The sequence below is a fragment of the Mesorhizobium sp. WSM4313 genome (assembly GCF_002294725.1).
In the GTDB taxonomy this organism is placed as follows: Bacteria; Pseudomonadota; Alphaproteobacteria; order Rhizobiales; family Rhizobiaceae; genus Mesorhizobium.
Genome location: NZ_NSFT01000009.1, coordinates 116,677 through 142,087 on the forward strand (window position 1 = coordinate 116,677; position 25,411 = coordinate 142,087).

The following is a 25,411-nucleotide window of genomic DNA, read 5'->3' on the forward strand; positions in this document are numbered from 1 at the left end:
GGAAGATCTCACAATGCCCAACCCGCGTTGGACGATTGTCCCTTATCTTCAACGCGTATCACCACGGTGATCAGCGCGTGAAATAAAAGCAAATCACAATCCGGCAGCGACTTCTTGGATGAAGTCCAGAAACGCTCTGACCTTTGCAGGGGGTAGATGGCGCGAGGGATGGTAGGCATAGAGTGGATAAAGCTCCTCCGACCAATCCGGCAAAATCCGCACCAATTCGCCGCGTGCCATGAAGGGCGCGAGACCCACGGCAAGGCTCTGGAACACCCCTTGACCCGCCACGCAGGCGGAGACCGCGACGGAAGGATCGTCGAGCACCAGGCGGCTTGTGACCTTGACCTCAACGATCTCGCCGCCGCGATAGAATTCCCACGGAAACGGCAGTCCGGTCTGAGGATCGCGGAAGAGCAGAGCCTCGTGATGGACGAGGTCATGAGGCGAGCGCGGCTCGCCATGACGATCGAGATATACCGGCGCGGCGACCGTCAGGATCGGCGTTTCGAGGAGTTTTTGTACGATGAGCGTTGAATCGTCCGGGGGGCCGAAGCGTACCGCGACGTCTATCCCCGCCATCATCTCCTCGCGATAGTTGCTTGTGGATAGGTCGAGTTGCAGCATTGGATAGCGTGCCAGAAACTGCCTAAGCGTCGGCGCGAGCACCATGCGCGCGAACCAGGGATCGACTGATACGCGCAGCCTGCCGCGCACGACCGCAGCGGCACCTGCCACCTCGGCTGCCGCCTCGTCGAGGCCGGCAAGCAATGGCATTACCTGCGCATGGAAGCGCCGCCCTTCTTCGGTGAGGCTTACCTCGCGCGGATTGCGGTCGAAGAGGCGGACGCCGACCCTCGCTTCCAGGCGCGCCACCGCCCGGCTCACGCCCGAGGGCGTTACGCCGAGCATTTCGGCCGCCCGGGCGAAATTCCCGGCCTCCGTCACCGCCGCAAGGACGCCGACGCCGGTGAGGAGCCGCGTGTCGAAAACCATTCCTTCTCCTTACCACTAACGGACGCCACCTCGAAAACGCAATGATTTTGAGTCACCGTAGCACTGATCTTAATGCGCGTGAATCACGTTATATCTCGGCATACACACGGCTCCATTGTCGGGTGAGCAGCCATCGGCCGCCCTCCTGACAACCTTCAAAGGAGCCAGTCATGAACCAGTTGACACGCAGAACCATTCTCCAGCGCGGAGGCCTGCTCGGTGCCATTCTGGCGCTCGACACCGTGAGCCCCGCTCTGGCTGCAACGAAGCCCGTCGCATCCCTTCTGAGCGCGAGCGCAATCGACGCCGCCTTGCGCGCCGGCGTCTCCCGTGACGACGTCTCCGGCGTCGTCGCCATGGCAGCCACCCGCAATGGCCTCGTTTACGAAGGCAGCTTCGGCAGGTCGAACGTTGCGACCGGCGCGCCGATGACGGCCGACACGGTGTTCTGGCTGCTCTCCATGACCAAGGCCTTCACGGCCACCGCCTGCATGCAGTTGATCGAACAGGGCCGCATCGACCTCGATGACGACGCGGCCAAGTATCTGCCCGAACTTACCGCGCCCCAGGTCCTTGAAGGCTTCGCCGCCGACGGTGCGCCGCGCCTGCGCCCCGCCAAACGCGCCATCAAGGTGCGGCATCTGCTTACCCACACCTCCGGCTTCACCTATTCGATCTGGAGCGAGGCGCTAAGCCGCTACGAGCAGGTCACCGGCATGCCCGACATCGCCACCTGCAAGAATGCCGCCTTCACGGCGCCGCTCGAATTCGATCCCGGCGAACGCTGGGAATACGGCATCAGCATGGATTGGGTCGGCAAGCTGGTGGAAGCCGTCTCGGACCAGTCGCTGGAAGTCTATTTCCGCGAAAACATCTTCGCGCCGCTCGGCATGCGGAACTCCGGTTTCCTGATCGGGAGCGAACAGAAGAAGCATGTCAACCTCATGAAGCAGGCTTTGGATGTCGGGGCCCGCAGCTTGATGATTCCAAATGTGCGCACGGCGGAGCAGGCACGCGCCATCGTCGCAGCCATGACCTATGCGCCAGGCGGCTTCCGAGGCTTTTCCGTCGGTCATCGTGCCAACGCGTTTGGCCGCATCGCCGGCTATCACGCCAAGGCACGCGAGCAGCAGCTGCTGGCCGTGCAGATCGAGGACGAAACTGGCGTCGCCAATGCGGCCGAGATCGCCGCTGTCGCGGGCGTCGATGTGCTCTTCGTCGGCCCCGGCGATCTCTCCACCAATATGGGCGCGATGGGCAATCCAGGCGCTGCACATGTGCAGGAGGCGATCGCTTCGGTGCGCAAGGCCGCGGCCGCCGCTGGCAAGGCCAGCGGCATCCTGGCGCCGGTCAAGGCCGACGCCGACCGCTATGTCGCCGACGGCTTCACCATGATTGCGGTGGGCTCGGATCTCGGTTTGCTGGCGCGGGGCTCGGATGCCCTGATCGCTTCGTTCAGGCAGTAGGAAAAGCCATGGCAATTCCTCCTTACAAGGCGCCTTCCCGGAACGCCTACGACATCGTCATCGTCGGTGGCGCGGTGATCGGTTCGTCGACCGCTTACTGGCTGAGCCAGGCGCTGGGCAGCGGCGCGTCGATCCTCGTGGTCGAACGCGACTCAAGCTACGAGTTCTCCTCGACGGCGCTCTCCACCAGCGCAATCCGCCAGCAGTATTCCAACCCGATCAATGTGAAGATCAGCCAGTTCGGCATCGAGATCATCCGCGGTTTTCAGGAGCGGATGGCGCCGTTCTACACCAATGAGCCCGCGCCTGATCTCGGCTTCAAGGAACATGGATATCTCTACTGCTGCTCGCCCGAGGGCGTGAACGCGGCGCGCGAACGGGTCGAGCTGCAGCGCAGCCTCGGCGCCCACACCATCTTCCTCGAACCGGGCGCGTTGAAGGAACGTTTTCCCTGGCTGAATGTCGACGACCTCGGCGGAGGTTCGTGGGGTTCGCGCGAAGAGGGCTGGTTCGACTCCATGGGCTTGCTTAATGGGTTCCGCCGCGCGGCGCGAGCGAGCGGCGTCGAATATATCGACAACGCCGTGACGGATTTGGATGTTTCCGAAGGCCGGGTCGTCTCGGCCCGTCTCTCGACCGGCCAGACGGTTCGTTGCGGAACCCTAGTCAACGCCGCCGGTCCACGCGCACAACAGATCGCCGTCATGGCTGGCTTGTCCATCCCGGTTGCTCCCTACAAGCGCTACAGTTTTGTTTTCGCCAGCGCCAATCCCATCCCCGGGCGGATGCCCAATGTCATCGATCTTTCCGGCACATTCGTACGCCCCGAAGGCGAGCTCTTCCTCACCGGCAACACGCCGCAGGGCGACGGGCCGGCCGACTACGACGACTTCGAGATGCATTTTGAAGAGTTCGACGACTACATCTGGCCGGCGCTCTGGCACCGCATTCCAGCCTTCGACGCGTTGAAGGTGCAGACCAGTTGGACCGGCCATTACGAATACAACATGCTCGACCACAACGGTATCGTCGGCTTCCACCCGGAGGTGACCAACTTCATGTTCGCCAACGGTTTCTCCGGCCATGGCCTGCAGCAGTCGCCTGCCGTCGGCCGGGCGGTCTCGGAGCTGATTGTCCACGGGGCTTTTCAGACGCTCGACCTGTCGCCGTTCAGCTACGAGCGCATACCGCGGAATGAACCGTTTCTCGAAGAAGCGGTGATTTGAGCCGTGTCAAACTGAGCCGACCGGCGCTCCCAATTTGATTTCAGGGAAAACGGAAATGAAGATCCTTGTGCCCGTGAAGCGGGTTGTGGACGCCAACGTCAAGGTCCGGGTGAAAGCCGACGGACTGGGCGTCGAGCTTGCCAACGTCAAGATGGCGATGAACCCGTTTGACGAGATCGCGGTCGAAGAAGCCATCCGCATCAAGGAAGCCGGCAAGGCTGAAGAGATCATCGTCGTCTCGATTGGCCCGCAGCAGGCGCAGGAGACGCTGCGCACCGCGCTCGCCATGGGCGCCGACCGTGCCATCCTGGTCAAGACCGACGAGCAGACCGAGCCGCTGGGCGTCGCCAATTTGATCATTTGATGACTCGCAGGACAGCTGGCTGCTTCATTGCATCGCGTTTCGCCTCGCGATCATTTCTGGTGCGAGCGATATCCACCGCGATCCGCTTCTTGTTTGCTTCGGGACGTAGTTGTCCGTCACGGTTTTTGACGAATGACCCATGGCCCCCATGATGGCGGGCCTGAACGTTGCATTCTCATCTGGCGAAAATGGAAGGCTTCGATTAGCTCCCTTCGATTAGCTCCAAAGAGCGTCGAACAGCTCGAAAATGGCTCCAATGACAGCGCGGAGCCGATCTGCGTCGAGATGTTCCATCGGTGTGTCGCGTCAGGTCAGAGGGTACTCTGGGTCGACCTTCAGGCTTAGAAATCGTTCGATCGATCATGCATTCTTCTGTTGGGTCGCACTGTCAAAGTCGAGCCACCCCATCGTGTCCTCAAGCGGTCTCGCTGCATGAGAAAAGGTCTTCGCCAGCGCTCGAGCTGGCAGGTCGATGACTGCAGCTTTTCGAAGCGAAGTTGAGCAACTCATTCGTAGACGAAGTTGCCGGAACTGCGCCAACGGACTCTGCCGTCCAAGTGAGTGGAACCTTCCGATCGATGCTGCCTTATCTTCATGTTTGAAGAAGCAGCGAGAGGAAGCAATTGAGCAGCATTGCCTGGCGGAGTCTGCTTTTACTGCCGGTGCTTGCACTGGCGCTGGCCTCCTGCTCCTCATCTGAAACCGTCGAACAGCAATCGAAGCTTGCCGCCTCGACGGCGGAGGCGGCGGTATTGGTGATCGATGCTTGGCTTTCGGGCGCCGCACCGCCGCACTATGCATCTGCGGCCCTGCAATCCTTTGCCGGCACGCTTGGTGATGCCGACCGGCAAGTTCAATCGGCCCCCTCATCCGATATCGCAAGGCGGGACGCGCTGAAGTCGGCGGTCGGCCGGGTGACGATCGCAGCAGCCGCGGCCGAGCGCGCCGTTAAGGCTGAACAGCAGATCCAGGCCAGACAGGCGCGGCAGGATCTTCGCGCCGCGCAAGCGGATCTCGCCGCGGCCTATCGCCAGTATTTTGCGCAGCAGCAATGAAGAAGCTGCTTGAAATTTCACTCGGTGTCGTGACCAGCGTCGGCGGCTTCCTGGAGGTCGGCTCGATGGCGACGGCGGCGCAGGCCGGTGCATTGTTCGGCTACCAGCTCATCTGGGCGGTGGTGCTCGGTACCATCTGCATCATCTTCCTGGTCGAGATGGCCGGCCGCTTCGCTGCGGTCAGCCATCACACCATCGCTGACGGCATCCGCGAGAGGTTCGGCTTCAATGCGTTCATCTGGCCGCTGCTTGCAGTCTTGCTGGTCAACTTCCTGGTGCTTTCCGCCGAGATAGGCGGTGTTGCCGTCGCCGCCGAGCTTGCCACGGGGATCAGCTTCCAGTGGTGGGCCTTGCCGGTCGCTTTCCTGGCGTGGCTGCTGCTGTGGAAGGGCACGTTCGGCCTCATAGAGAAAGGGGTGTCGATGCTTGGCCTCGTCACCCTCTGCTTCGTCGTCGCGGCCGTGATGCTGCGCCCTGAATGGAAAGAGGTGGCTGTCGGCGCCGTGCCCAGCCTGCCGCACCACGACACGGCAAAATACTGGTTCATGGCCGTCAGCATTCTCGGCGCCTCGATCTCGCCTTACCTCTTCATGTTCTATTCCTCGGGCGCGATCGAGGATCAGTGGGACAAGAGCTATCTCGGCACCAATCGAGCGATTGCCGGCCTCGGCATGAGCTTCGGTGGCACGATCTCCGTGGGCGTGCTCATCGTGGCTGCGCTCGTGCTGGGCGCTCATGGCGTTACCGAAGTGGACGACTACAACCAGCTCCCGCTGATGCTGATCCCGATATTCGGGTTCTGGGGTTTTGTCCTCTTCGTTGCTTCGCTGGCCATCGCCTGCTTCGGCGCCGCCCTCGAAGTGGCTCTGCAGCAAGCCTATCTCGTCGCGCAGGGGTTCGGCTGGAACTGGGGTGAGGATCTGAAGCCGCGCGATGATCCCGGATTCAGCCTCGTCTACACATTGACGCTCTTCCTCGCCGCCGTCCCGATAGCGCTCGGTCTGGACCCGTTGAAGCTCACCATCTTCTCGATGGCGCTGACCGCGGCCAGCCTGCCGCTGACGGTCGTGCCATTCCTTTTCCTGCTGAACGACGACCGCTATGTCGGCAAACATCGCAACGGCGTCATCTCGAACGCGGCCGTGATCTTCGTCATCGCGCTCGGCTTCGTGCTGGCGGTGGTGACCATTCCGCTGCAGATATTCGGAGGCACCTGATGCAGCTGCTGCGCGATATATTGGACAAGCAGGTCGTCGATCGCGAGCAGGTCAAGATCGGCAAGGTTGACGGCCTGGTCGCCGAGCTGAGGCAAGGCAAGCCGCCCAGGGTCATTGCGATCGAGCTTGGCTCGATCGCGCTGGCGCGCCGGCTTGGCGCGCAGCCAGGCCGATGGACCGCGCGGCTCGCGGCAAAGCTTGGCGGCAAGCTCCAGGCACGGCCGCACCGGATCGCGTGGCACAAGGTGCGCGACATCGGCGTCGACATCGAATTCGATATGGACGTTCGCAGGACGAAGATCTTTGCCTGGCAGCACTGGTTGCGCGATCACGTCGTCGGCCGGATCCCGGGAGCCTGACGATGACGAATGTAAACCTCGAGCATCTGGCCGGTCGGCGCGTGTGCTCAGAAAGCGGCAAGAGCATCGGCTACATCGAGGAGATCATCGCCGAGCAGGACGGTGACGATCTCGTCGTCACCGAATTCCATATCGGCATCTTCGCGGCGTTCGAACGACTGTCCGCGTCGACCATCGGCACCGCATTGCTGGATTTCTTCAGGCTGCGTCGCAGGTCGGGCCTCTATCGCATACCTTGGGACAAGCTCGACATTACCGATCCGGCGCACCCGCGGCTGCTCTGCTCGGATGACGAGCTCCCGGGATTCGAAGATATTGGCAATTCTCGCATAAGTCCCGCTCCCCTCCATCAGCGCGACAGTTGAGGCGGCGGTCTTCCGATGTCGTCCGAGACGCTTTGCACCGACCCGCGGGCGCGCCGTCTGTCCAGATGAGCCCGGACTTGCCGGCGGCAAGGCCGCTACTCTTGCCATATTGCATTTTTGCCCACGGAAACTCCTCCTATGCGGAACGATCGAGTCCAACTGCCGTTACCGTCAAAAGGCAGGAGCGAGCAATGACTGGACGCACCACCCACGACCAGCAGATACGTGTCATCGAGAAGCGTGAGAATACGAAGAACGCGCCCAAGGAATTCGAGGCCAAAGCGGAGCTGAAGCGGTCGGCGGCGGAGCGCGAGGCACGGCGGAAGGGATCGAGCCTCAGGGGCGATACGCCTGACCTGGTCGATCCAGACGATCGCAATATCCTTCGCGGCAAAAATCAAGAAAGTGCCCATAACAAGAATCGAGGTTCCAAGTAGGACCGCCTTCCGCGGCAACCCCAGGGCCTCCCGGCAGCAATCGGTGCCTTCTCGATAATCTGTCTTTTGCGCAACTTGCCCGGATTCTCGACGAATAACTGTGATCGGCTTCGACGTGTTCGACTGGAAAAGGTCTCCAGGCTGAACCACCGCCTTCGCTAGCGGTTGGCCACCAAAAGACCGCAGCCCCGGCGCCCGCGGGAATGGAACCTCGCCCATCCTGCAAAGTTAAAGCGCGGGAGCGGTTGTCATGTCAGCAAACGCCGGCCTTCTGGTAGGCTTCGCATTTTGGTTTCTTGCCAGCAGCTGGGTCGCAGCCGAGGAAGCCGGGCATCGACAAGCGAAGGTCGTCGAACCTCCGATCGAGCCCGCGACTTCGGCTGCGCCGCAATCCTCGAACCCAACCGCGTCCCAGGACCCGCCGGGCATCGGACTGTCGCTGTTCCTGAGCAACGGTTGTGGTGCATGCCATACCATAAGAGGCACCGAGGCCCGCGGGACGATTGGCCCGGACCTTTCCTATGTCGGATCGCGATCAGCGATTGGCGCCGGGGTCCTGCCTAACACCGAGGAAGCCATTGCACGTTTTGTCGCTCGCCCTGATCTGTTCAAGCCAGGCGTGAAAATGCCGGCGTTCGACATGCTGCCGCAAACCGAAATCCAGACGATCGCGCGATATTTGAAAGCCTTGCAATGACGCCTGGTTCTCGTACCGAATTCGGGACAGCGTCGTCCAATGCTACTGCCGAAGAAGACGCCGTTCGCGTGGCGAACCAGCCGATGATGATCCGCGTGAAGCATGTCGTATTCGGCGCCATCGGTTTGCCTGTCGTCCTGTTGCTTGGGGCATGGATCGGCTTTTTCAACGTCGGCGCCAGCAGCGGCCATTGGAAGGTGACGGCCTGGTTCCTTCAACTCGCCATGCGCTCGGCCGTACGCACCTATGCATTAGCCGTGGACGCGCCGAAAACGCTTGACCGGCGGGGGCTCCCGGCGGCAGCCGGACATTTCGCGCGAGGCTGCGCGATCTGCCACGGCGCACCCGGCGAGCTCCGCTCGCCGGCGGTGCTGCGGATGCTTCCGCAACCGCCGGATCTTGCGCTCACGGTCGGAGATTGGACCGACGCCCAGCTTTTTCGGATCGTCAAGCATGGAATACGGTTCACCGGCATGCCCGCCTGGCCGGCCCGCGACCGCGATGACGAGGTCTGGGCAATGGTTGCTTTCCTCCGGGAACTTCCAAAGCTCAATCCGAATGAATTTCGAGCGCTTGCCTTCAATGGCAGCGATGCTACCAGCAGCGATCGGCAACCCGCCACCCCGGATGTTCTCTCCGACTGCATGCGCTGCCACGGAGGCGACGGCGAGGGCAGGGGTGACGCCGTGCCCGTGCTGGCCGGGCAGAAAGAAGCTTACCTGCTCGCCAGCCTTCAAGCCTATGCCAAAGGCGATCGCACGAGCGGCTTCATGGCTCTGCCGGTGACTGGCGTCGACCCCGCCGATCTGGCTGCGCTTGCCCGGTATTTCGCGGCGCAGCCGTCGGTATCAGCGGACCGCGATCAAGTTTCGGCGGAGGTGATCAACAAGGGACAGCAAATCGCTGAGGCCGGAATTCCGGAGCGGAACGTGCCTGCCTGTTCCGGCTGCCATCTCGGCTCCAACAAAAATCAGGTTTATCCACGCCTTAACGGTCAGCATGCCGCTTACCTGGAGCGGCAGCTGAAGCTGTTCCGGTCCGAGGACCGAGGCGGCACGCCGTTCTGGCATATCATGGCTACCGCAGCCCAACGCCTCACGGACGACGATATACGGGCGGTATCGGCCTATTTTTCCAGACGTGCTGAAGGTCCTCGGTGAGCACAATGCGCCTGCTGTACAAGGCGCCTCGAAATCGGTTCAAGGAACTTTATCCCATCCTGCCAGTTCCAACTCCGCACAGACGGCCTGAGCAGACAGCCGGCTGAAGCATCCTTTGCGGGTGAACCAGGCTGAATGCACTTCCGGCGGCCTTACGAGACATGGAATTTCGGGACTGCAGCCTGTCCCGGCCTCCTGTCGCAGCTATGGCGCGTAGATGCCGCAAAACAGAAGAACGCCGCCGATCAGGCAGAAGGCGAGGAGTGTCGCAACGTAGAACCCGTGTTCGCGGAAAATCCTGATATCGCGTTTCAGACTCACGGCTCAGCCTCTTCGACACTTTACGAAGCCCACAACACGGAACGGGACCGGCGAGTTCCGGATCTTGTGTTTCGTCTGTTTCGGAGAGCCTCCAATTGGCGGGCGTTGGCCAGCCTTCCGGCTGCAGCCGGCGCTCTCGCCTCTGGCTGCACCGGTGTGCAGTCGGCCCTCGATCCGCACGGCGAGCAGGCCGACGCTCTGGCTGTTCTGTTCTGGATATTCACGGCCGTGCTCGGACTTGTCTGGCTGGTCACCATGGCCGGGTTGTTCTTCGCGCTGACACGCCGGCGAGATAGTCGCGGCGAACCGGCGCAAGCGCGTCCAGCCGTCAAACGGCAGGTGCGTATCGCCTTTGCTGCGATGCTGGCATCGACCGTCATCATTCTCTCGGGCCTGACCGTGCTCAGCTTCGACGGACAAAGGATGGTTTTCAGGGATGAGGCCGGGGCGGCCGTAACAATATCCGTCATAGGACACCAATGGTGGTGGCAGGTCCGCTACGAAGGAAACAACGGTTTCGAAACGGCGAATGAGATTCGCATTCCGGTAGGCAGCGCGGTCGATATCAAGCTCACCACGGGTGACGTGATCCACTCGTTCTGGATACCGAGCCTTGCCGGCAAGCTCGATCTCATTCCAGGCAAAAGCAATGAACTCCGTATCCAAGCGGACAAGCCCGGCGTGTACCGCGGCCAATGTGCCGAATTCTGCGGTCAGCAGCATGCGCATATGGCGATCTTCGTGGTGGCGCTGGAGCCGAGCGAATTCGAACGCTGGCGCGCAAAACAGGCCGCGCCGGCAAGGCCGATGGCTCATCTTACGAAGCAACAAAATGTCTTTGCTTCCGCTGCATCGTCTCCATCCCCCGCCCTTTCGGAGCATTCGCGATGAGCCAGGCGGTCGAAGAACGTCACGAAACCCGTGACACCGATCTGGGTGACGAGGAGCTGCGCGCAAGGCTGAGCAAGACCTGGGGCACGGCGCGTGGTCTGATAGGCATTCTTTCGACAGTCGATCACAAGATCATCGGCATTCGCTATGCCGTCACTGCCTTCGTCTTCCTGTTGGCCGGCGGCATCATGGCGATCATCATGCGGCTGCAGCTCGCACGGCCGGACAGCCACTTCGTCGACGCCGAGCTCTACAACCAGCTTTTCACCATGCATGGCACAACGATGATGTTCCTGTTCGGGGTGCCGGTCGGCGAGGCGTTCGCCGTCTATCTGCTGCCGCTCATGGTCGGCACCCGCAACATCGCCTTTCCGCGTCTCAATGCCTTCTCCTACTACGTCTATCTGTTCGGCGGCCTGATGTTGTGGGGCGCTTTCGCGTTGAGCATCCGCCCTGATGTCGGCTGGTTCTCCTATGTGCCCCTCGCAAATCTGAATTTCACTCCAGGCAAGGGGCCGGACTACTGGGCGCAGATGATCACTTTTACCGAAGTCGCGGCGCTCGCAGTCTCGGTGGAGATCGTCGTCACAGTCCTGAAGCAGCGCGCGCCGGGCATGACGCTTGACCGCATTCCACTCTTCGTATGGACGATGCTCGTCCATTCCTTCATCATCATCTTCGCCATGCCGGCGATCATGCTCGCCTCGTCTATGCTGATCATGGAGCGGCTGGTCGGCACGCAGTTTTTCAATCCGGACGCGGGCGGCGATCCGCTGCTTTGGCAGCACCTTTTCTGGTTCTTTGGTCACCCCGAAGTCTACATCATCTTCCTGCCTGGAACCGCTTTCGTGTCGGCGATCGTGGCGACATTCTCCCGGCGGCCGGTCTTCGGCTATTTGCCGATGGTGCTGTCGCTGATCGCGATCGGCTTTTTGTCCTTTGGCTTGTGGGTTCACCACATGTTCGTGACCGGCCTGCCTGAAATCGGCGCCGCATTCTTCACCGCCTCCAGCATGGCTATAGCCATTCCAAACGGGGTCCAGATATTCTGCTGGATCGCGACGCTGTGGGACGGCAAGCCGGTGCTCAAGACGCCGTTGATCTTCGTGCTCGGTTTCTTCTTCATCTTTGTCGCCGGCGGGCTCTCCGGCGTGATGCTGGCGTCGGTGCCAATCGATACGCAGGTGCACGACACCTATTTCGTCGTCGCTCATTTCCATTACGTGCTTATAGGCGGCACCGTCTTTCCGCTTGTCGCGGCCGTCTACTACTGGTTCCCGAAAGTGACGGGCCGGCTCATGGATGAGCGGCTTGGCAAATGGCAGTTCGTCCTCGCCTTCACTGGTTTCAACGTCACGTTTTTTCCGATGCACCTGCTCGGCCTGCATGGCATGCCGCGCAGGGTCTACACTTACCCTGCGGAGATGGGCTGGGGCGGGCTCAACCTGCTCGCCAGCACCGGCGCGCTGCTGTTCTTCGCAAGCTTTCTACTCATGCTCTACAACATGATTGCCAGCGCCCGCTCCGGCGCCCTTGCCGGCGACAATCCCTGGGGCGCCGACACGTTGGAGTGGGCGACCAGCTCGCCGCCCCAGCCGCAGAACTTCGATCGCATTCCCTGCGTCACAAGCGGCTCGCCGCTATGGGATAAGGGCGATGACAAGGCGGTGGTCGGCGGCCTCAAGGTTGATGAGCGCGAACTGCTCGTGACGAGCGTCACGGAGGCTCGGCCTGACATTCGCGAGGAATCGCCGGCGCCCTCGATCTGGCCCTTTCTGGCGGCGTTTGCCACAGCCGTCGCGTTCATCGGCTCGATCTACACGCCCTGGGCGGTTACTTGGGGTTCGCCCGTCGTCGCCATCGTGCTGGTCGCCTGGTTCTGGCCGAAAACCATCGAGGAGAATGTCTAGATGGCCCGCAGCGTCATCGATGTCTCGGGTTTGCCGACCTATGCCTTCGGTTCGCGTGTCACCCCCTGGTGGGGGACCTTCTCGTTCTGCCTGCTGGAGGGAACTGGCTTCGCCCTCGGCATCGGAGGCTATCTCTACCTGGCCGTCACCAACAAGGACTGGGCGAAGGACGCGGTGCCTTTGAGCCTGCTCTGGTCGGCGCTCTTCACGCTCGTCCTTGTCGTCAGCGCACTACCGAATTTCCTGATCAAGCGAGCAGCGATGCGGGAGAGCTTGCGCTCGGTCCGTCTGCTGCTGCTGATCATGAGCGCGATCGGGCTGGTGCTTATCGGGCTGCGCATCATGGAATTCTCGGCCTTGCCGGTACGCTGGAGCGACAATGCGTATGGCTCCTTTGTCTGGCTCCTTCTCGGCCTGCATGGCGTGCACGTCCTCACTGACGTCGCCGACACGTTGGTCCTGGCCGTGCTGATGTTTACGCGGCACGGAACGGGCAAACGCTTCAGCGATGCCGAAGACAATGCTTTCTACTGGTATTTCGTCGTGCTCTCATGGCTGCCCCTCTATGCCGTGCTCTATTGGCTGCCGAGATTGTGATGCGGATCGCCCGCTCCGTCGGCGAGGCATCTTTGCTCGCAGCATGTGTTTCGGCGCTGTGCACCATGCCGGCGCCCGCCGCATTCGCACATGGTGCAGGCCAAGGAACCGGCGGCTGGTCCATCACCGGCTTGACCGTTATTCCGCTTGGCGTCGCGCTGCTTATCTACAGCGGTGGCATTGCGCGGCTGTGGCGGCGGGCAGGAGCGGGGCGTGGCGTCGCATGGTGGCAACTGGCCTGCTTCGCGATAGGGTGGTCAGCGCTTGCCGCGGCCCTGATGTCGCCGCTGCATGAATTGGGCGAGCGGCTCTTTACGGCGCATATGCTCGAGCATGAGGTCCTGATGGTGGTCGCTGCTCCTGCGCTTGTCCTGTCGCGCCCGTTCGGCGCCATGATGTGGGCGCTCCCGCCCGTCATACGACGCCGCCTGGCGCGCGCGTCGCGATGGCCGGTCTTGCGAATAACATGGCGAGGCCTGATTGAGCCGGCCTCCGCAACGATCCTGCACGGCCTTGCCATCTGGTCATGGCACATGCCGGTTCTCTTCGATGCTGCACTCGCAAGCGAGCCGGTGCACTGGCTGCAGCATTTCAGCTTTCTGGCAAGCGCGCTGCTCTTCTGGTGGGCCTTACTCAATGGCCGGGCGCGCCGGAGAGGCTACGGCGCGTCGGTGTTCTATCTGTTCTTCACCTCGATGCATTGCGGGCTGCTCGGCGCGATTCTGGCCCTGTCAAAAAATGAGCTGTTCGTTCCGAGGAACTCAGTGGCGTCACAATGGGATCTGACCGTTCTCGAAGACCAGCAACTTGGTGGCTTGATCATGTGGGTGGGGGCCTCCGCCTTCTACTTGGCGGCCGCATTGATCCTGGCAGCTTTTTGGATCGGAAGCGGATCGTCCGCCACGAAGAAGGTCGCCGGCACTGCGAGTTCCATGCGAAATTAATTGTCATCCAGAAGCGTTGAAGGCAGCAGGGCCTCGTCCTCGGTCTCGTCTCCGGTAGAGATGCCGATCGGTGCGACTGGATTATCCGGTCCTCAAATCCTGCCCATGAGAGCCAGGACTATCAAGATGATAAGTATGACGCCGACGAGGCTTGAAGGCCCGTAGCTCCAACCTGAGGAATACGGCCAAGCCGGGATCGCGCAGTTCTTCCGACGCCACGCACGACGCCTGATGACCGTCTACCTCCAGCGCTTCGCGCAACAAGTCGAGACCGTCGACATGGAGACGTTTCTCTCGGCCTGGACCTGAAGCTATGCGACGATCCTCACCGGCACCGACTTCGCCGCCGGGACGTGCGCTTTATGAGCCCTGTGCCACAGCGGAATCAAAGGATTGAGTTCGGGATAATAGCCAGCGCAGTTGCCGCTTGGTATGGAGTAAGGCGTGACCCGCAGGCCTCCCACCCGCCGCTCGACGCCATCATCGGCATGCGCCTCGAGAGCGACTTCCTGCCCGGCGCTGAGCCCCATCCGTCGGATGTCTTCCTCGTTCATCAGCAGGACCATTCGCGTTCCGATGATGCCGCGCAACCGATCGCGATAACCATACACGGTCGTGTTGAACTGGTCGTTCGACCGTACTGTGATCAGCGTCAGTACGTCCTCGCCCGACACATCGATGTCGGGGTCGGTTTCTAGCGTGGTGGGCAGCTTGAAATTCGCCTTTTTGTTCGGCGTTTGCCAGACGCGCTTCGACGCCTTGATGTCGCGATGGAATCCACCCGGCGTGAGGAAGCGTTTGTTGAAATCCTTGAAATGTGCCGGGAAGCAGCGCTCGATCTCGTCGCGGATGCGGGAATAGTCAGCGACCCAGTCGTCCCAGGGAATCGAACTCATGCCGGCGACGGTCGCCTTGGCGAGTTCCGCGACAATGCTCGGCTCGGACATGAGATGCTCGCTCGGTTTTGGCCGCGACCCGAAGGAGCCGTGAATGCAGGCGGTCGAATCCTCCATCGAGACCCATTGCGGCCCGCTGGCCTGAATGTCCTTCTCCAGCCGAGACAGGCATGGCAGCAGATACGTGACTTTCCCGGCGATCAAATGGCTGCGGTTGAGCTTGGTCGCGATCTCGACGTGCAGGTCGAGGTTCCGCCAGGCCTTCTCGACCAGTCCGGTTTCCGGAACGGCCCGCACGAAATTTCCGCCGAGTCCGACAAAACCGCGAACCCGCCCGTCGATCAAGCCCTCGCACGTCTCGACGGTATCGAGCCCCTTATCCCGCGGCGGCTCGAAGCCGTAGAAGTCGCGAAATTTGTCGAGCGGAACAAGCTCCGGCTTTTCGGAAATGCCGACCGTTCGCTGTCCCTGCACGTTGGAGTGTCCGCGCAACGGCGATATGCCGGCTCCGGGCTTGCCGATATTGCCGCGCATGAGCAGCAGGTTGCACAGCATCTGCACATTCTCGGTGCCGTGGCGATGCTGAGTGAGCCCCATGCCGTAATTGCCGATGACCGCATTGGCCGAACTGTATATTTCAGCGACATGTTCGAGATCAGCCCGCGAGATGCCGGAACGTCGAACGATGTCTTCCCAATCGGTCGCGCGCAGATAGGCTTCGAAGTCGGCAAAGCCGTATGTATGCTCCTCGATGAAAGCGGTATCGAGGACGCGTTTTCCGCCTCGCTCTCGGGCTGCGTCATCGAGCGCCAGCACAGCCTTGGCGATACCAGTCATGGCCGCAATATCCCCGCCCGCCCGGATCTGGAAGAAATCGCTCGACATCTTCGTCCCTGGCCCTGGCGACAGCATCTCGACCGGGTTCTGCGGGTTCTTGAATCTCACCAAGCCCCGCTCCCGCAGAGGGTTGAAGGTGATCACCGGGACACCGCGCTGGCGAGCGTCCTCGATGGGGTGTAACAGGCGCGGCGCGGTGACACCGGTATTGTGGCCGAAGAAGAACATCATGTCGGATTTGGCGAAGTCCTCCAATTGCACCGTGCCGACAGGAGAGCCGATCGATTCCGGTAGGCCGACCGACGTCGACTCGTGACACATGTTCGAGGAATCGGGCAGGTTCGAAGAGCCGTAGATGCGGGCGAAGAGCTGATACATGAACGAGGCCTCGAGCGAGGCGCGTCCGGACGTGTAGAAGACCACGGACTTCGGGTCGAGGCGCCTGAGCTGAGCGCCCATATCGCCGAACGCGTCCGGCCACGCCACAGGCTCGTATCTGTCGGTGGCGCGATTATAGCGCATCGGCTCCGTCAGGCGTCCCTGTTTCTCAAGATCGTGATCCGGCCAATCCAGGAGTTCGGTCACTCTATGGGTGGCAAAGAAGGACGGCTCGCAGCGCCTGCTGGTCTGCTCCCACATCGTTGCCTTGGCGCCGTTCTCGCAGAACTCGAAAGGCCGCGGCTCGGCCGGCTTCGCCCATGAGCAGGAGACGCACATGTAGCCGTCCGCCTTGTTCTGCTTCAGCAACGTGCTCCATATGTCGGACAGCAGCAGCCCCTGGTCCCGCGCGTTGCGGATCAGCGACTTGAGCGAGCCCCATCCGCCGGTCGGATGATTGTATTTCTTGATCTCGACGCGATCGGTGACAGCAGGTTCCATGTGAGTCGTCCAAAAAAGAGGAAAGCAAAGAGAAAACCAAAGCGGGCCTCAGTTGTTCCAGCTTGCCTCGTCAGTGACTCATCGTAGGCCGCCAGTGCTCAGGCTCGCTAACGGTAGCGCACGGTCGTGTCGGATGGCTCATTGTGTCCAAGGAGGCGCTGCCGATCTCCACCAAGAGGGCCGAAGGGCGATGCCGGACAGCCTTGAACCGAGCGGACGATTGAGGTGGTGCCCGTCTATCATCAGCTTCGCGCTGCCCAGGGCAACCGTGGACGTCCGGCCGCCGCTGCGCTGCGCTCGTTGATAGGAGAGATCGTGCTCACGCCCGGCGACAAGCGCGGCGAGGTCCATGCCGAGCTATGCGGCGAGCTGCTCGGCATTCTCAAACTCGTCAACCCTTCATGCGCCAGGGGTATGGTGCGACCTGAGCTCAGATGTCGGGTTATAGCGCCCGGGCGGCGAGCGACACTATGGTTCGAAAGGCTCTCCCAGCGAAGCCACGCCGTTGAGCTTGAGCAGACGCCGGTTCGAAGAAATGATGCCCAGCACGACGATTGTCACGAGATAAGGTAGGCTCGATAGAAGTTGCGAGGAAACGTCGAGCCCAGTTGTCTGGGCCGCGAGGCTTGCGAGGGACACGGCGCCGAAGAGGCAAGCACCAAGGAAGATACGGCTGGCAAGCCAAGTGCCGAAGACGACGAGCGCGATCGCTATCCAGCCGCGCCCGGCGATCATGCCATCGGCCCAGAGCGGAGTGTAGACCACGGCCGCGTAGGCACCAGCAAAACCCGCCAACGCGCCGCCGAAAGCGACCGCGGCGAAGCGCACGGCGATTACCGGATAGCCGAGCGCACGGGCCGCCTTGGGATTCTCGCCGACGGCGCGGATGACGAGGCCGGTCTTGGTGTAGGCGAACACCGCCCAAATGGCGACGGTCGCAGCGAGCGAAAGCCACACGACAATGTCTTGGCTGAACAGGCCGCCGATGACCGGGATATCTGAAAGCCAGGGCAATGAGAGCTTCGGAAGCCCTTTGACCGTGAGGCTCTCAAAACTCTTGCCGAACAGCGCCGACAGGCCCTGGCCGAGGATGCCTATGGCGAGGCCCGTCGCAACCTGGTTCGCCCGGAATCCCAGCGCCACGACCGCAAAGACAAGGGAAAGAGCGGCGCTGGCGAGACCAGCGGCGAGGAAACCCAGGAGATGCCCGCCGCCTTGATAGACGATGATGAAGGCGATGACTGCGCCGAGGGCCATCAGGCCCTCCACACCGAGATTGAGGACCCCGGCGCGCTCTGCCACCAGTTCGCCGAGCGCCGCCAGAAGGAACGGCGTAGCCGCCGCCAACATCCCGGCGATGATGAACTCCACGGCGTTCATGGCGTGCTTGCGTGGGCGGCATGGCGCCATTCGAGCCGATAGCGGACGAAGGCGATGGCGACAAGATAGGCAAGCAGCAGGCTGCCCTGGAAGACCCTGACCGCAGCGACCGGCAGATTTGCCGAGACCATGGCGTTATCGCCACCGATATAGAGGGCCGCCATGAGCAACGCGGAAAAGACGATACCGACCGGGTGAAGGCCTCCGAGATAGGCGACGATGATGGCGGCATAGCCGTAGCCGGTCGAGATGGAGCGCTGCAACTGTCCGAGCGGCCCGGCGACCTCGGCCGCTCCGGCGAGGCCTGCCGCGAAGCCACCGACGAGGAGCGAAAGCCAGATCGCACGTCCTTCGTTGAAGCCGGCGTATCCGGCGGCGCGCGGCGCGAGGCCGCCGACCTGCAGCTTGTACCCCGCGAAACTCCTCTGCATGAACACCCAGGCGCCGAGGGAGAAGGCGCAGGCGACAAGCAGCGAGACGTTGACGCGGGTGCCGGGGATCAGGATCGGCACCATCGCGTCGTACTGGAACATCACCGATTGCGGGAAGTTGAAGCCATTCGGATCCTTCCAGGGGCCGAGAAGCAGATAATTGAGCAATTGCGCGGCAACGAGCGCCAGCATGAGCGACACGAGAATCTCGTTTGCGTTGAGCTTCACGCGCCAGAAGGCCGTTAGCGACGCCCACAGCGCGCCGCCCAGCGCGCCGATGACCAGCATCGATGGCCAGATCCACTGGCCCGTTGCCTGCGGGAACCAGACGGGAATGGCGGATGCGAAGATCGCGCCGAGGATGAACTGGCCCTCGGCGCCGATGTTGAAGACCTTCGCGCGAAAGCCGATCGCAAGCCCCTGCGCGACCAGCAGGAGCGGCCCCGTCTTCAGCAGAACTTCCGAGAACGAGGCCCAGGACAGGAAAGGCTCCAGGAGCATCGCGTGGAAAATAGCGACCGGATCGCGGCCCATCAGGAGGTAGAGGCCGAGATTAAGCAGCGTCGCCAGGGCGAGCGCCATGGGCGGGGCGATCAATTTGACGGAAAGCGAGGCATGCTCCCGGCGAACCAGAAGGGGAAGGAACGGACCGGAGAGAGCGCTCATGCCGGGACCTTCCTGGCCATCGATTGCGCGCCGATCATGTAGCGGCCGATCTCCTCGGGTCTGGTATCGCGCGTCACCAGCGGCGGGCTCAGCCGGCCCTGATGGATCACCTGGATCGAATCGCAGAGTTCGAACAGTTCCTCCAGCTCCTCCGAGATGACGAGGATGCCCATGCCTTCATTGCGCAGGGCGACAAGGCGCCGGCGGATGGCGGAGGCCGCGCCGATGTCCACGCCCCAGGTGGGTTGCGCCACGAACAGCAATTTCGGGGACAGCATGATCTCGCGGCCGACGATGAACTTTTGCAGATTGCCCCCCGAAAGCGCGCCGGCCTCCGCTTCGGAACCGGGCGTGCGCACGTCGTATTGCCGGATGCAGTTCTCGGTGAAAGCCTTCGCCCGGGCTGTGTCGACAAGGCCGCGTTTCAGCAGACCGAACGGATGGGCGGTCAGAAGGCTGTTGAGGACGAGCGACATTTCCGGCACCGCGCCGCGGCCGAGCCGTTCCTCCGGTACGAAAGCGAAGCCCAGCCGGCGGCGGGCGGCCGCATCGAGCGCGCCGACATCCTTTCCCATCATGTAGATGCAATCGGACTTTTCGCGCGGCAGCACCGTTTCGCCAGAGATCAGCGCCGCGAGTTCGCTCTGCCCGTTGCCCGATATGCCCGCTATGCCGAGGATCTCACCGGCACGCACCGTCAGATTGACGTCGCAAAGCGGCACGGCGAAGGGATCATCGGGCTGATGGTCCAGGCCCACGATTTCGAGGCGCTTTTCGCCGCCGGAATGCGCCAACGCCGGCATGGGCTGCGGCATGTCGCGGCCGATCATCATGCGGGCGAGGTCGTGCGCGTCATGGTCGCGCGGGTCCACGTGGCCGGTGACGCGCCCGCCGCGCAGGATGGTCGCTCGATCGCAGACCGCCCGGATCTCCTCCAGCTTGTGCGAGATGAACAGGATCGAAACGCCGCCGTCGCGCAGCCGCCGCAAAGTCTCGAACAGCTTGTCCACCGATTGCGGCGGCAGGACGGAGGTCGGTTCGTCGAGGATCAGAAGCTGGGGTTCGGTCATCAGGCAGCGAATGATCTCCACCCGCTGCCGTTCTCCCACCGAGAGCGCGTGCACATGGGCAAGCGGATCGACCTCGAGTCCGAAGTCGCGGCCGAGCGCACGGATGTGTTCCGCGAGATCCGATTTGCCCTTGGGCACGACCAGGCGGATGTTCTCCACCACCGTTAGTGTTTCGAACAAGGAGAAATGCTGGAAGACCATGCCGATCCCCTTGCGCCTCGCATCCGCGGGGGAAGCGAGGGCCAGGGGGGCTCCTTTCCAGGTCGCCATTCCGGCGTCCGGCTGCTCGACGCCGTAGATCAGCTTCATCAGCGTCGACTTGCCCGCTCCATTTTCCCCGAGGATCGCATGGATCGAGCGTGGAGCCACATCCAGATCGACGTCTCGATTGGCATGGATCTGGCCGTAGCTCTTGGAGATGCCGCGCAGCGACAGGAGCGGGACGGTCACGGTCACTTGGGCAACGGCGTGGTGACACCCTTGACGTGCCAGTCCATGGCGACGATCTCGGCCCCGGTCATCGTCTTGCCGGCGGGCACGCCCTCGCTGCCGTCGGCCTTGACGATCGGACCGGTAAAGGGCGAGAAGCTGCCGTCGGCGATCTTGGCTTCAACGTCCTTGATCCTGGCCATCATGTCGGCCGGGATTCCCGGGTTCCAGTCAACGACCTCGACCACCTTGTCGCCCACACCCAGGAAAGCGTTTGCGCCCTTGAAGGTGCCGGCGATGTGGGCGTCGACCGAGGCCTTGAAGAAGGGTGACCAGTCGGTCGCCACGCAGCCGAGATAGTTTTTGGGCGCGTATTTTTTCATCGACGAGTTGAGGTTGAAGGCGGGGACGCCGGCCTCTTCGCATGCCGAGACGACGGAGGGTGTGTCCTGCGCGTTGGAGAAGATCACGTCGCATTTCTGCGCCAGCAGCGCCTTGGCGGCCTCCTGCTCCTTGGCCGGATCGAACCAGGAGTTCACCCATACGACCGAAACCTCTACATCGGGCTTTACCGCCTGCGCTCCCAGCGTGAAAGCGTTGATGGAGGTGATCAGCTCGGGAATGGCGAAGGCAGAGACCGAGCCGAGCTTGCCAGTCTTCGAAAGCGCGGCTGCCGCCATGCCCATAAGGTAGGTACCCTGGGAATATTGGGCCGCGAAGGGCGAGAAGTTCGGCGCCACCTGGAAACCGGAAGCGTGCAGCACGGTTACATCGGGATTGCGGCGCGCGATCTGCAGGGCGCCGTTCTGATAGCCGAAGGAGCCGGCGACCAGGAACTTGTTCCCGTCGGCGACCGCCTTGTTCATGATCCGGTCGGCATCGGGTCCTTCCTGTATGTTCTCGATGATGGTCACCTTCACCTTGTCGCCGTAGGCTGCCTTCACAGGCTCAAGCCCGTCGGCGAGCGCACGGCCCCAGCCGACATCGCCGACCGGCGACGGGACCACGAGCACGATGCCCAGAGGTTCGTCGGCGGCAAGCGCGCGGCCGCCCACCGCCACGACGAGCCCAGAGGCGGCCGCGCCTTTCATCAATGTTCTGCGGGTAAGATTTGTCAGCATGTCGGTTCCCCTTGTTTTGGTTTCTAAAATTCCACCGTCGCAAGCGCCGCCTCGGCTTGCGCGAACAGCCTGGCCTCGTCGAGCCCCGGGAATTCGCCTTTGGCCCAGACGATGCGGCCGTTGATCATGGTCATGTCCGTCGGCGCGCCGATGCCCACCTTGGCCAGCAGGCTCAGCGGATCGTGCCGTGTGCCGACATAGTCCATGCGCCGCGTGTCGATGGCGAAAAGGTCGGCGGCCATGCGGGGCGCCAGCCTGCCGATGTCGCCGCGTCCGAGCAATGCCGCGCCTCCGGTCGTCGCATAACCGAGAAAATCGGCCGGCGGCGGCACCGGATGGTCGCGCGTCGACGCCGACAGGCACTGCAGCATGTAGGCGGAATGGATGCAGTGCATCAGGTTGGAATTGTCGTTTGAGGCGGCGCCGTCGCAGCCCAGACCCACACTGAGTCCGAAGGCCGACATCGCCGGAATGTCGGTGATTTCGGCGCCGACGAGATAGACCGGTTCCGGGCAGTGGGCGACGCCGGTGCCGCTCGCGGCCATCTTGCGCAGCTCGTCGTGGGTCAGTTCCCAGCAATGGGCATAGAAGGTATCCGGCCCGCAGAAGCCGATGTCCGCGCAATAGTCCACCGTGCGCATGCCGTGACGGGCCTCGATTACCGGGCTTTCGCCCTCGCCGACATGGGTATGCATGCGCACCCCACGGTCGCGCGCCAGCGCCACCGATTCCACGAAGGTGTCGCGATAGCAGTTGACTGGCTGGCAAGGCGCGACGACGACCTGCCGCATGCCGAAGGGACCGGCCTCATGGTAGGCGTCGATCAGCCGGGCACAGTCGGCGATGAATTCGTCGGTCGTTTCCAGCATGGCGTCGGGGATGGTCGAGCCTTCCGATTTGGGCAGCGTGTTGCCGCCACGTCCTGCATGGAAGCGCATGCCGAGCAGTTCGGCTGCTTGGAACTGCCGGTCGATCAGCCGCTTGCCCGCCTGCCGCGGAAAGCAATACTGATGGTCGAATGCCGTCGTGCAGCCGTGCTTTATCAGCTCGGCCATCGCCGTGACCGATGCGTGGTAGAAGCATTCCTCAGTCAGCCGCGAGAAAATGGGATAGATGCGGCCGAGCCATTCGATGACCGACAGCTTCGTCCAGTCCAGATCGGCGCGGTTGCGCACGAAGCATTGAAAGAAGTGGTGGTGGGTGTTGACGAGGCCGGGATAGACGAACCAGCCAGCGGCGTCCTGCGTGATTGTTCCAACGGGCAGCTCTGCCTTGTCCAGGCCTGCGCCGATGGCCCGTATTGCCGGGCCGTCGGTCAAGACATCGACATTGCGTCGGATGTCCGGACCGTTGCCCTCGTCCACGATGACCGCAGCGCAGCTCTTCAGCAAATAGCCCGCCACGTCAGGCCTCGCCGACTTCGAGGACGGGCGCCGGCGTCAGTTCGTGCAGCCGGTGGATGCCCGGCATCTCGATGAAGCCCTCGAGACTGCGGACCGCCCGTGACCAGAGCCGGATCGCGGGAGAGGGGTCGAGCGAAACGCCGCCATCGGGCGCCAGCGCAACATAGGGAAAGCAGGCAATGTCGGCGATCGTCGGTCGATCCGACGCGAGGAAGCGCTGGCCGCGGATATGCTGTTCGACGAGGCCGGCTTCCAGCTCCCGCAGGGCCGCTATTCCCTGCTCCCGAAGGTCGGCTATATTGCCCGGACGCAGCAGCATCTCGTGCAAGCGCGCCGCCCCAAGGCTCGCGGTCAGCCGGTGCGAGAAGGACAGCCATTGCTGGACGCGCGCCGCCCGCCCGACCGTATCATTGCCCAGCCATTGGGGTGCCGTCTTCGCGGCGAGATAGACCAGCATGGCCGAGGATTCGGTCAGCACGAGGTCGCCATCCTCCAGGATCGGGATCGAACCGGCCGGATTGAGCGCCATGAGCTCAGGACCGCGATGCTCGCGACCGGGATGGAAGTCGACAGGACGGATGTCGAGCGTCACCCCGATCAGAGCAGCCATGAGGCGCACCTTGTAGCAGCTCGGCGACAGCACGTAGTCATAGAGCTTCATTGCGCCACCAGTTGCGCGCCGTAGGTGTAGCCGTGGCGTTTCAGCCAGCGCCGGTAGGCAACCGAGGTAAGGTCGGCGCGCGTGGGAATCTCCATGCCGGGATCGAGCGGGAGCAGCGTCGGAATTTGGTTTTCGAGGATCGATCGGTCCTGAACGAAGATCGTCTGCTGGAAATGGATCAGGTCGGCCATCGGTGTTTCGTCATCGAACAGCGCCATCCATGGCCAGACGTCGCATAGGTCTTCGGCAAGTGGCTGCACGAAAAGTGTGATGACGTCCCATTCCGCCGGGCGAGGCGGGCAGGTCTTGTAGAGCACCGAGCAGGTCGGCGCGGGCACGCGGTACATGTATTCCGTGGTGATGCCACCTTCCGCCGACTTGGCGGCCTGCGGCTGGTAGAACTTCACCTGAGTGGCCCAAACCTCGTCTTCGTCCTCTCGGATCTCGACCTTGTAGTTCTGCACCTCCGTATGCGGCTCGGCCCCCAGTATGTCGGTGTGCACGAAAGGAAAATGCGCGATGTCCAGGAAGTTCTCCACCGCACGCAATGGCGAGCAGCGCACGCGCACCACCCCGACATCGACGAGCCGGCGGCCCGGCTGATCGGCCTCGGGGATCGCAAACAGCGGCTTTTGTGGATCACCGAGCGATGACCAGACATGGCCATAGCGGATGCAGGCCGGCAGGTCACGTCCGTTGCCGCCCGTGACCTTCGCGTTTCCGTCTTCGCCGCGCCTCACCGCGATCGGCTCGCCCATCAGGGCCGTCACGCGCCCATGCGCATCGAGCTGGCTAGCAAGGCCGACAGGGTACCATCCGTCGATCATCGTGTTGCGGGTCATCGGGCGATCCCGGCGCGTGCAATATCCTCGGCCGCCCGCCGCAGCGCCTCGGCGGCTCTCGACGCGGCGATACGCTCGTCCGGATTGCTGTCATCGTCCACCAAAACATGCATCAGCGTGCGCGCCTGTCCATCGGGAGCAAGCAGCAGCCAAACGGTCCGGTCATCATAGGTGTAGTCGAGCAGGTCTCCAGCGGCCGTCGTGCCCGCGGCCGCCTCCAGCGCCACGATGCCCGCTTCCACCACCATGGAGCGGAGCGGCGCAAGGCCCTCGAACCGCGGCGGCCCGGCGGCGGGTTCGCCAACCGAAATCCATATGATGCCGCCGCCATCCTCGACGTGCTGCGTTGCGACACGAATCGTGTCCGGCGGCGTCAATGCCGGATGGGCTGGAATGCGCTGGCAGTTTCCCGCCTTGGCGTAGCTCCAGCCGTGATAGATGCAGGCCAGGGTCTCACCGCGTACGAAGCCGTGGGAAAGTCGCATGCCGCGATGAGGGCATCTGTCGGCGAAGGCCGCCGCACGGCCGGAGCGGGTTCGCCAAAGGGCAACCGGTCCGGCCGGGGATTGCGCCGGCATAACGGTTCCCGCCGGCAAGTCCGCGGAGAGGGCAACAGGCATCCATGAGCCGGTGGGATAAGACGGCATGCATCAACTTTCAAAACGGCACCAGCATCTTCCCGAGCGAAGCTTCGCGGTCAAGGATATGCTAATACGCCGGGTTACGTTTGCACAACATTTCCTCACTGGCAATAATGCCTAAAAAAAGTGCATCACACCTCCGCAGGCAGA

Annotated in this window: 24 protein-coding genes and 2 pseudogenes; 15 read left to right on the plus strand and 11 right to left on the minus strand. The window is 62.6% G+C overall.

Features of this window, described 5'->3' with window-relative positions; genetic code table 11:
• Nucleotides 1–93: 93 nt before the first annotated feature.
• Complete coding sequence (locus tag CK219_RS20730) at nucleotides 94–996, minus strand: LysR family transcriptional regulator (RefSeq protein WP_095768606.1); 903 nt, start codon at nucleotides 994–996, stop codon at nucleotides 94–96.
• A 170-nt stretch (nucleotides 997–1,166) separates the two neighbouring features.
• Between CK219_RS20730 and CK219_RS32235 the strand changes: the two genes are divergently transcribed.
• The 14 genes and pseudogenes from CK219_RS32235 (at nucleotide 1,167) to CK219_RS20810 (ending at nucleotide 14,005) form a co-directional block, all read left to right on the plus strand.
• On the plus strand, nucleotides 1,167–2,462 hold the full coding sequence (locus CK219_RS32235) for an aldolase/citrate lyase family protein (protein WP_245340559.1): 1,296 nt from the start codon (nucleotides 1,167–1,169) through the stop codon (nucleotides 2,460–2,462).
• 8 nt (nucleotides 2,463–2,470) lie between these two features.
• On the plus strand, nucleotides 2,471–3,688 hold the full coding sequence (locus CK219_RS20745) for an FAD-dependent oxidoreductase (protein WP_095768607.1): 1,218 nt from the start codon (nucleotides 2,471–2,473) through the stop codon (nucleotides 3,686–3,688).
• 55 nt (nucleotides 3,689–3,743) lie between these two features.
• Nucleotides 3,744–4,037 (plus strand): annotated as a pseudogene (locus CK219_RS20750) (electron transfer flavoprotein subunit beta/FixA family protein); the annotation flags it as partial.
• Between the two features lie 638 nt (nucleotides 4,038–4,675).
• Nucleotides 4,676–5,107: a hypothetical protein gene (locus CK219_RS20760; protein ID WP_141245390.1), complete on the plus strand. Its 432-nt coding sequence runs from the start codon at nucleotides 4,676–4,678 to the stop codon at nucleotides 5,105–5,107.
• Nucleotides 5,104–6,324: a divalent metal cation transporter gene (locus CK219_RS20765; protein WP_095768609.1), complete on the plus strand. Its 1,221-nt coding sequence runs from the start codon at nucleotides 5,104–5,106 to the stop codon at nucleotides 6,322–6,324. The genes CK219_RS20760 and CK219_RS20765 overlap by 4 nt, the downstream gene beginning before the upstream one ends.
• Nucleotides 6,324–6,683, plus strand: a complete 360-nt coding sequence (locus tag CK219_RS20770) for a hypothetical protein (protein WP_095768610.1) — start codon at nucleotides 6,324–6,326, stop codon at nucleotides 6,681–6,683. The genes CK219_RS20765 and CK219_RS20770 overlap by 1 nt, the downstream gene beginning before the upstream one ends.
• Nucleotides 6,684–6,685: 2 nt before the next feature.
• Nucleotides 6,686–7,048 (plus strand): hypothetical protein, encoded by a 363-nt coding sequence (locus CK219_RS20775; RefSeq protein ID WP_095768611.1) that lies wholly within the window; start codon nucleotides 6,686–6,688, stop codon nucleotides 7,046–7,048.
• Nucleotides 7,049–7,239: 191 nt separating this feature from the next.
• Entirely contained in the window at nucleotides 7,240–7,485 is a 246-nt protein-coding gene (locus tag CK219_RS20780) for a hypothetical protein (RefSeq protein WP_095768612.1), read from the plus strand.
• 250 nt (nucleotides 7,486–7,735) lie between these two features.
• The gene (locus CK219_RS20785; RefSeq protein ID WP_095768613.1) at nucleotides 7,736–8,182 is read left to right on the plus strand and encodes a c-type cytochrome; all 447 of its coding nucleotides are present in this window, start codon (nucleotides 7,736–7,738) and stop codon (nucleotides 8,180–8,182) included.
• Nucleotides 8,183–8,250: 68 nt separating this feature from the next.
• Nucleotides 8,251–9,342 (plus strand): c-type cytochrome, encoded by a 1,092-nt coding sequence (locus tag CK219_RS20790; RefSeq protein WP_245340560.1) that lies wholly within the window; start codon nucleotides 8,251–8,253, stop codon nucleotides 9,340–9,342.
• Between the two features lie 135 nt (nucleotides 9,343–9,477).
• Nucleotides 9,478–10,554: a cytochrome c oxidase subunit II gene (gene coxB, locus CK219_RS20795; RefSeq protein WP_095768615.1), complete on the plus strand. Its 1,077-nt coding sequence runs from the start codon at nucleotides 9,478–9,480 to the stop codon at nucleotides 10,552–10,554.
• Entirely contained in the window at nucleotides 10,551–12,464 is a 1,914-nt protein-coding gene (ctaD, locus tag CK219_RS20800) for a cytochrome c oxidase subunit I (RefSeq protein ID WP_095768616.1), read from the plus strand. Before coxB ends, ctaD begins: the two co-directional genes overlap by 4 nt.
• Complete coding sequence (locus tag CK219_RS20805) at nucleotides 12,465–13,061, plus strand: cytochrome c oxidase subunit 3 (protein ID WP_095768617.1); 597 nt, start codon at nucleotides 12,465–12,467, stop codon at nucleotides 13,059–13,061.
• Nucleotides 13,061–14,005: a cytochrome c oxidase assembly protein gene (locus tag CK219_RS20810; protein WP_095768618.1), complete on the plus strand. Its 945-nt coding sequence runs from the start codon at nucleotides 13,061–13,063 to the stop codon at nucleotides 14,003–14,005. The genes CK219_RS20805 and CK219_RS20810 overlap by 1 nt, the downstream gene beginning before the upstream one ends.
• Before the next feature lie 92 nt (nucleotides 14,006–14,097).
• Here CK219_RS20810 and CK219_RS20815 read toward each other — a convergent pair whose 3' ends face one another.
• Nucleotides 14,098–14,202: a DUF3309 family protein gene (locus CK219_RS20815; protein ID WP_141245394.1), complete on the minus strand. Its 105-nt coding sequence runs from the start codon at nucleotides 14,200–14,202 to the stop codon at nucleotides 14,098–14,100.
• 5 nt (nucleotides 14,203–14,207) lie between these two features.
• Between CK219_RS20815 and CK219_RS32240 the strand changes: the two are divergent.
• Nucleotides 14,208–14,314: pseudogene (locus tag CK219_RS32240) on the plus strand (cysteine hydrolase); the annotation flags it as partial.
• A gap of 2 nt (nucleotides 14,315–14,316) precedes the next feature.
• Here CK219_RS32240 and CK219_RS20820 read toward each other — a convergent pair.
• The 9 genes from CK219_RS20820 to CK219_RS20865 form a co-directional block, all read right to left on the minus strand.
• Nucleotides 14,317–16,617: an FdhF/YdeP family oxidoreductase gene (locus CK219_RS20820; protein ID WP_095768619.1), complete on the minus strand. Its 2,301-nt coding sequence runs from the start codon at nucleotides 16,615–16,617 to the stop codon at nucleotides 14,317–14,319.
• 468 nt (nucleotides 16,618–17,085) lie between these two features.
• Nucleotides 17,086–17,997, minus strand: a complete 912-nt coding sequence (locus CK219_RS20830; protein WP_095768621.1) for an ABC transporter permease — start codon at nucleotides 17,995–17,997, stop codon at nucleotides 17,086–17,088.
• Nucleotides 17,994–19,094, minus strand: a complete 1,101-nt coding sequence (locus tag CK219_RS20835; RefSeq protein WP_095768622.1) for an ABC transporter permease — start codon at nucleotides 19,092–19,094, stop codon at nucleotides 17,994–17,996. The genes CK219_RS20830 and CK219_RS20835 overlap by 4 nt, the downstream gene beginning before the upstream one ends.
• Nucleotides 19,091–20,614, minus strand: coding sequence for an ABC transporter ATP-binding protein (locus tag CK219_RS20840; protein ID WP_095768688.1), 1,524 nt, complete (start codon nucleotides 20,612–20,614; stop codon nucleotides 19,091–19,093). The genes CK219_RS20835 and CK219_RS20840 overlap by 4 nt, the downstream gene beginning before the upstream one ends.
• Before the next feature lie 2 nt (nucleotides 20,615–20,616).
• Nucleotides 20,617–21,711 (minus strand): BMP family ABC transporter substrate-binding protein, encoded by a 1,095-nt coding sequence (locus CK219_RS20845; protein ID WP_176477105.1) that lies wholly within the window; start codon nucleotides 21,709–21,711, stop codon nucleotides 20,617–20,619.
• Nucleotides 21,712–21,737: 26 nt separating this feature from the next.
• The gene (locus CK219_RS20850; RefSeq protein WP_095768624.1) at nucleotides 21,738–23,117 is read right to left on the minus strand and encodes an amidohydrolase; all 1,380 of its coding nucleotides are present in this window, start codon (nucleotides 23,115–23,117) and stop codon (nucleotides 21,738–21,740) included.
• 1 nt (nucleotide 23,118) lies between these two features.
• Entirely contained in the window at nucleotides 23,119–23,778 is a 660-nt protein-coding gene (locus tag CK219_RS20855) for a glutathione S-transferase family protein (protein ID WP_095768625.1), read from the minus strand.
• On the minus strand, nucleotides 23,775–24,620 hold the full coding sequence (locus CK219_RS20860) for an aromatic ring-hydroxylating dioxygenase subunit alpha (RefSeq protein WP_095768626.1): 846 nt from the start codon (nucleotides 24,618–24,620) through the stop codon (nucleotides 23,775–23,777). Before CK219_RS20860 ends, CK219_RS20855 begins: the two co-directional genes overlap by 4 nt.
• Nucleotides 24,617–25,267 carry a Rieske 2Fe-2S domain-containing protein gene (locus tag CK219_RS20865; RefSeq protein ID WP_095768627.1) on the minus strand — a complete coding sequence of 217 codons (651 nt, stop codon included), beginning with the start codon at nucleotides 25,265–25,267 and terminating at the stop codon, nucleotides 24,617–24,619. Before CK219_RS20865 ends, CK219_RS20860 begins: the two co-directional genes overlap by 4 nt.
• Between the last annotated feature and the right edge of the window lie 144 nt (nucleotides 25,268–25,411).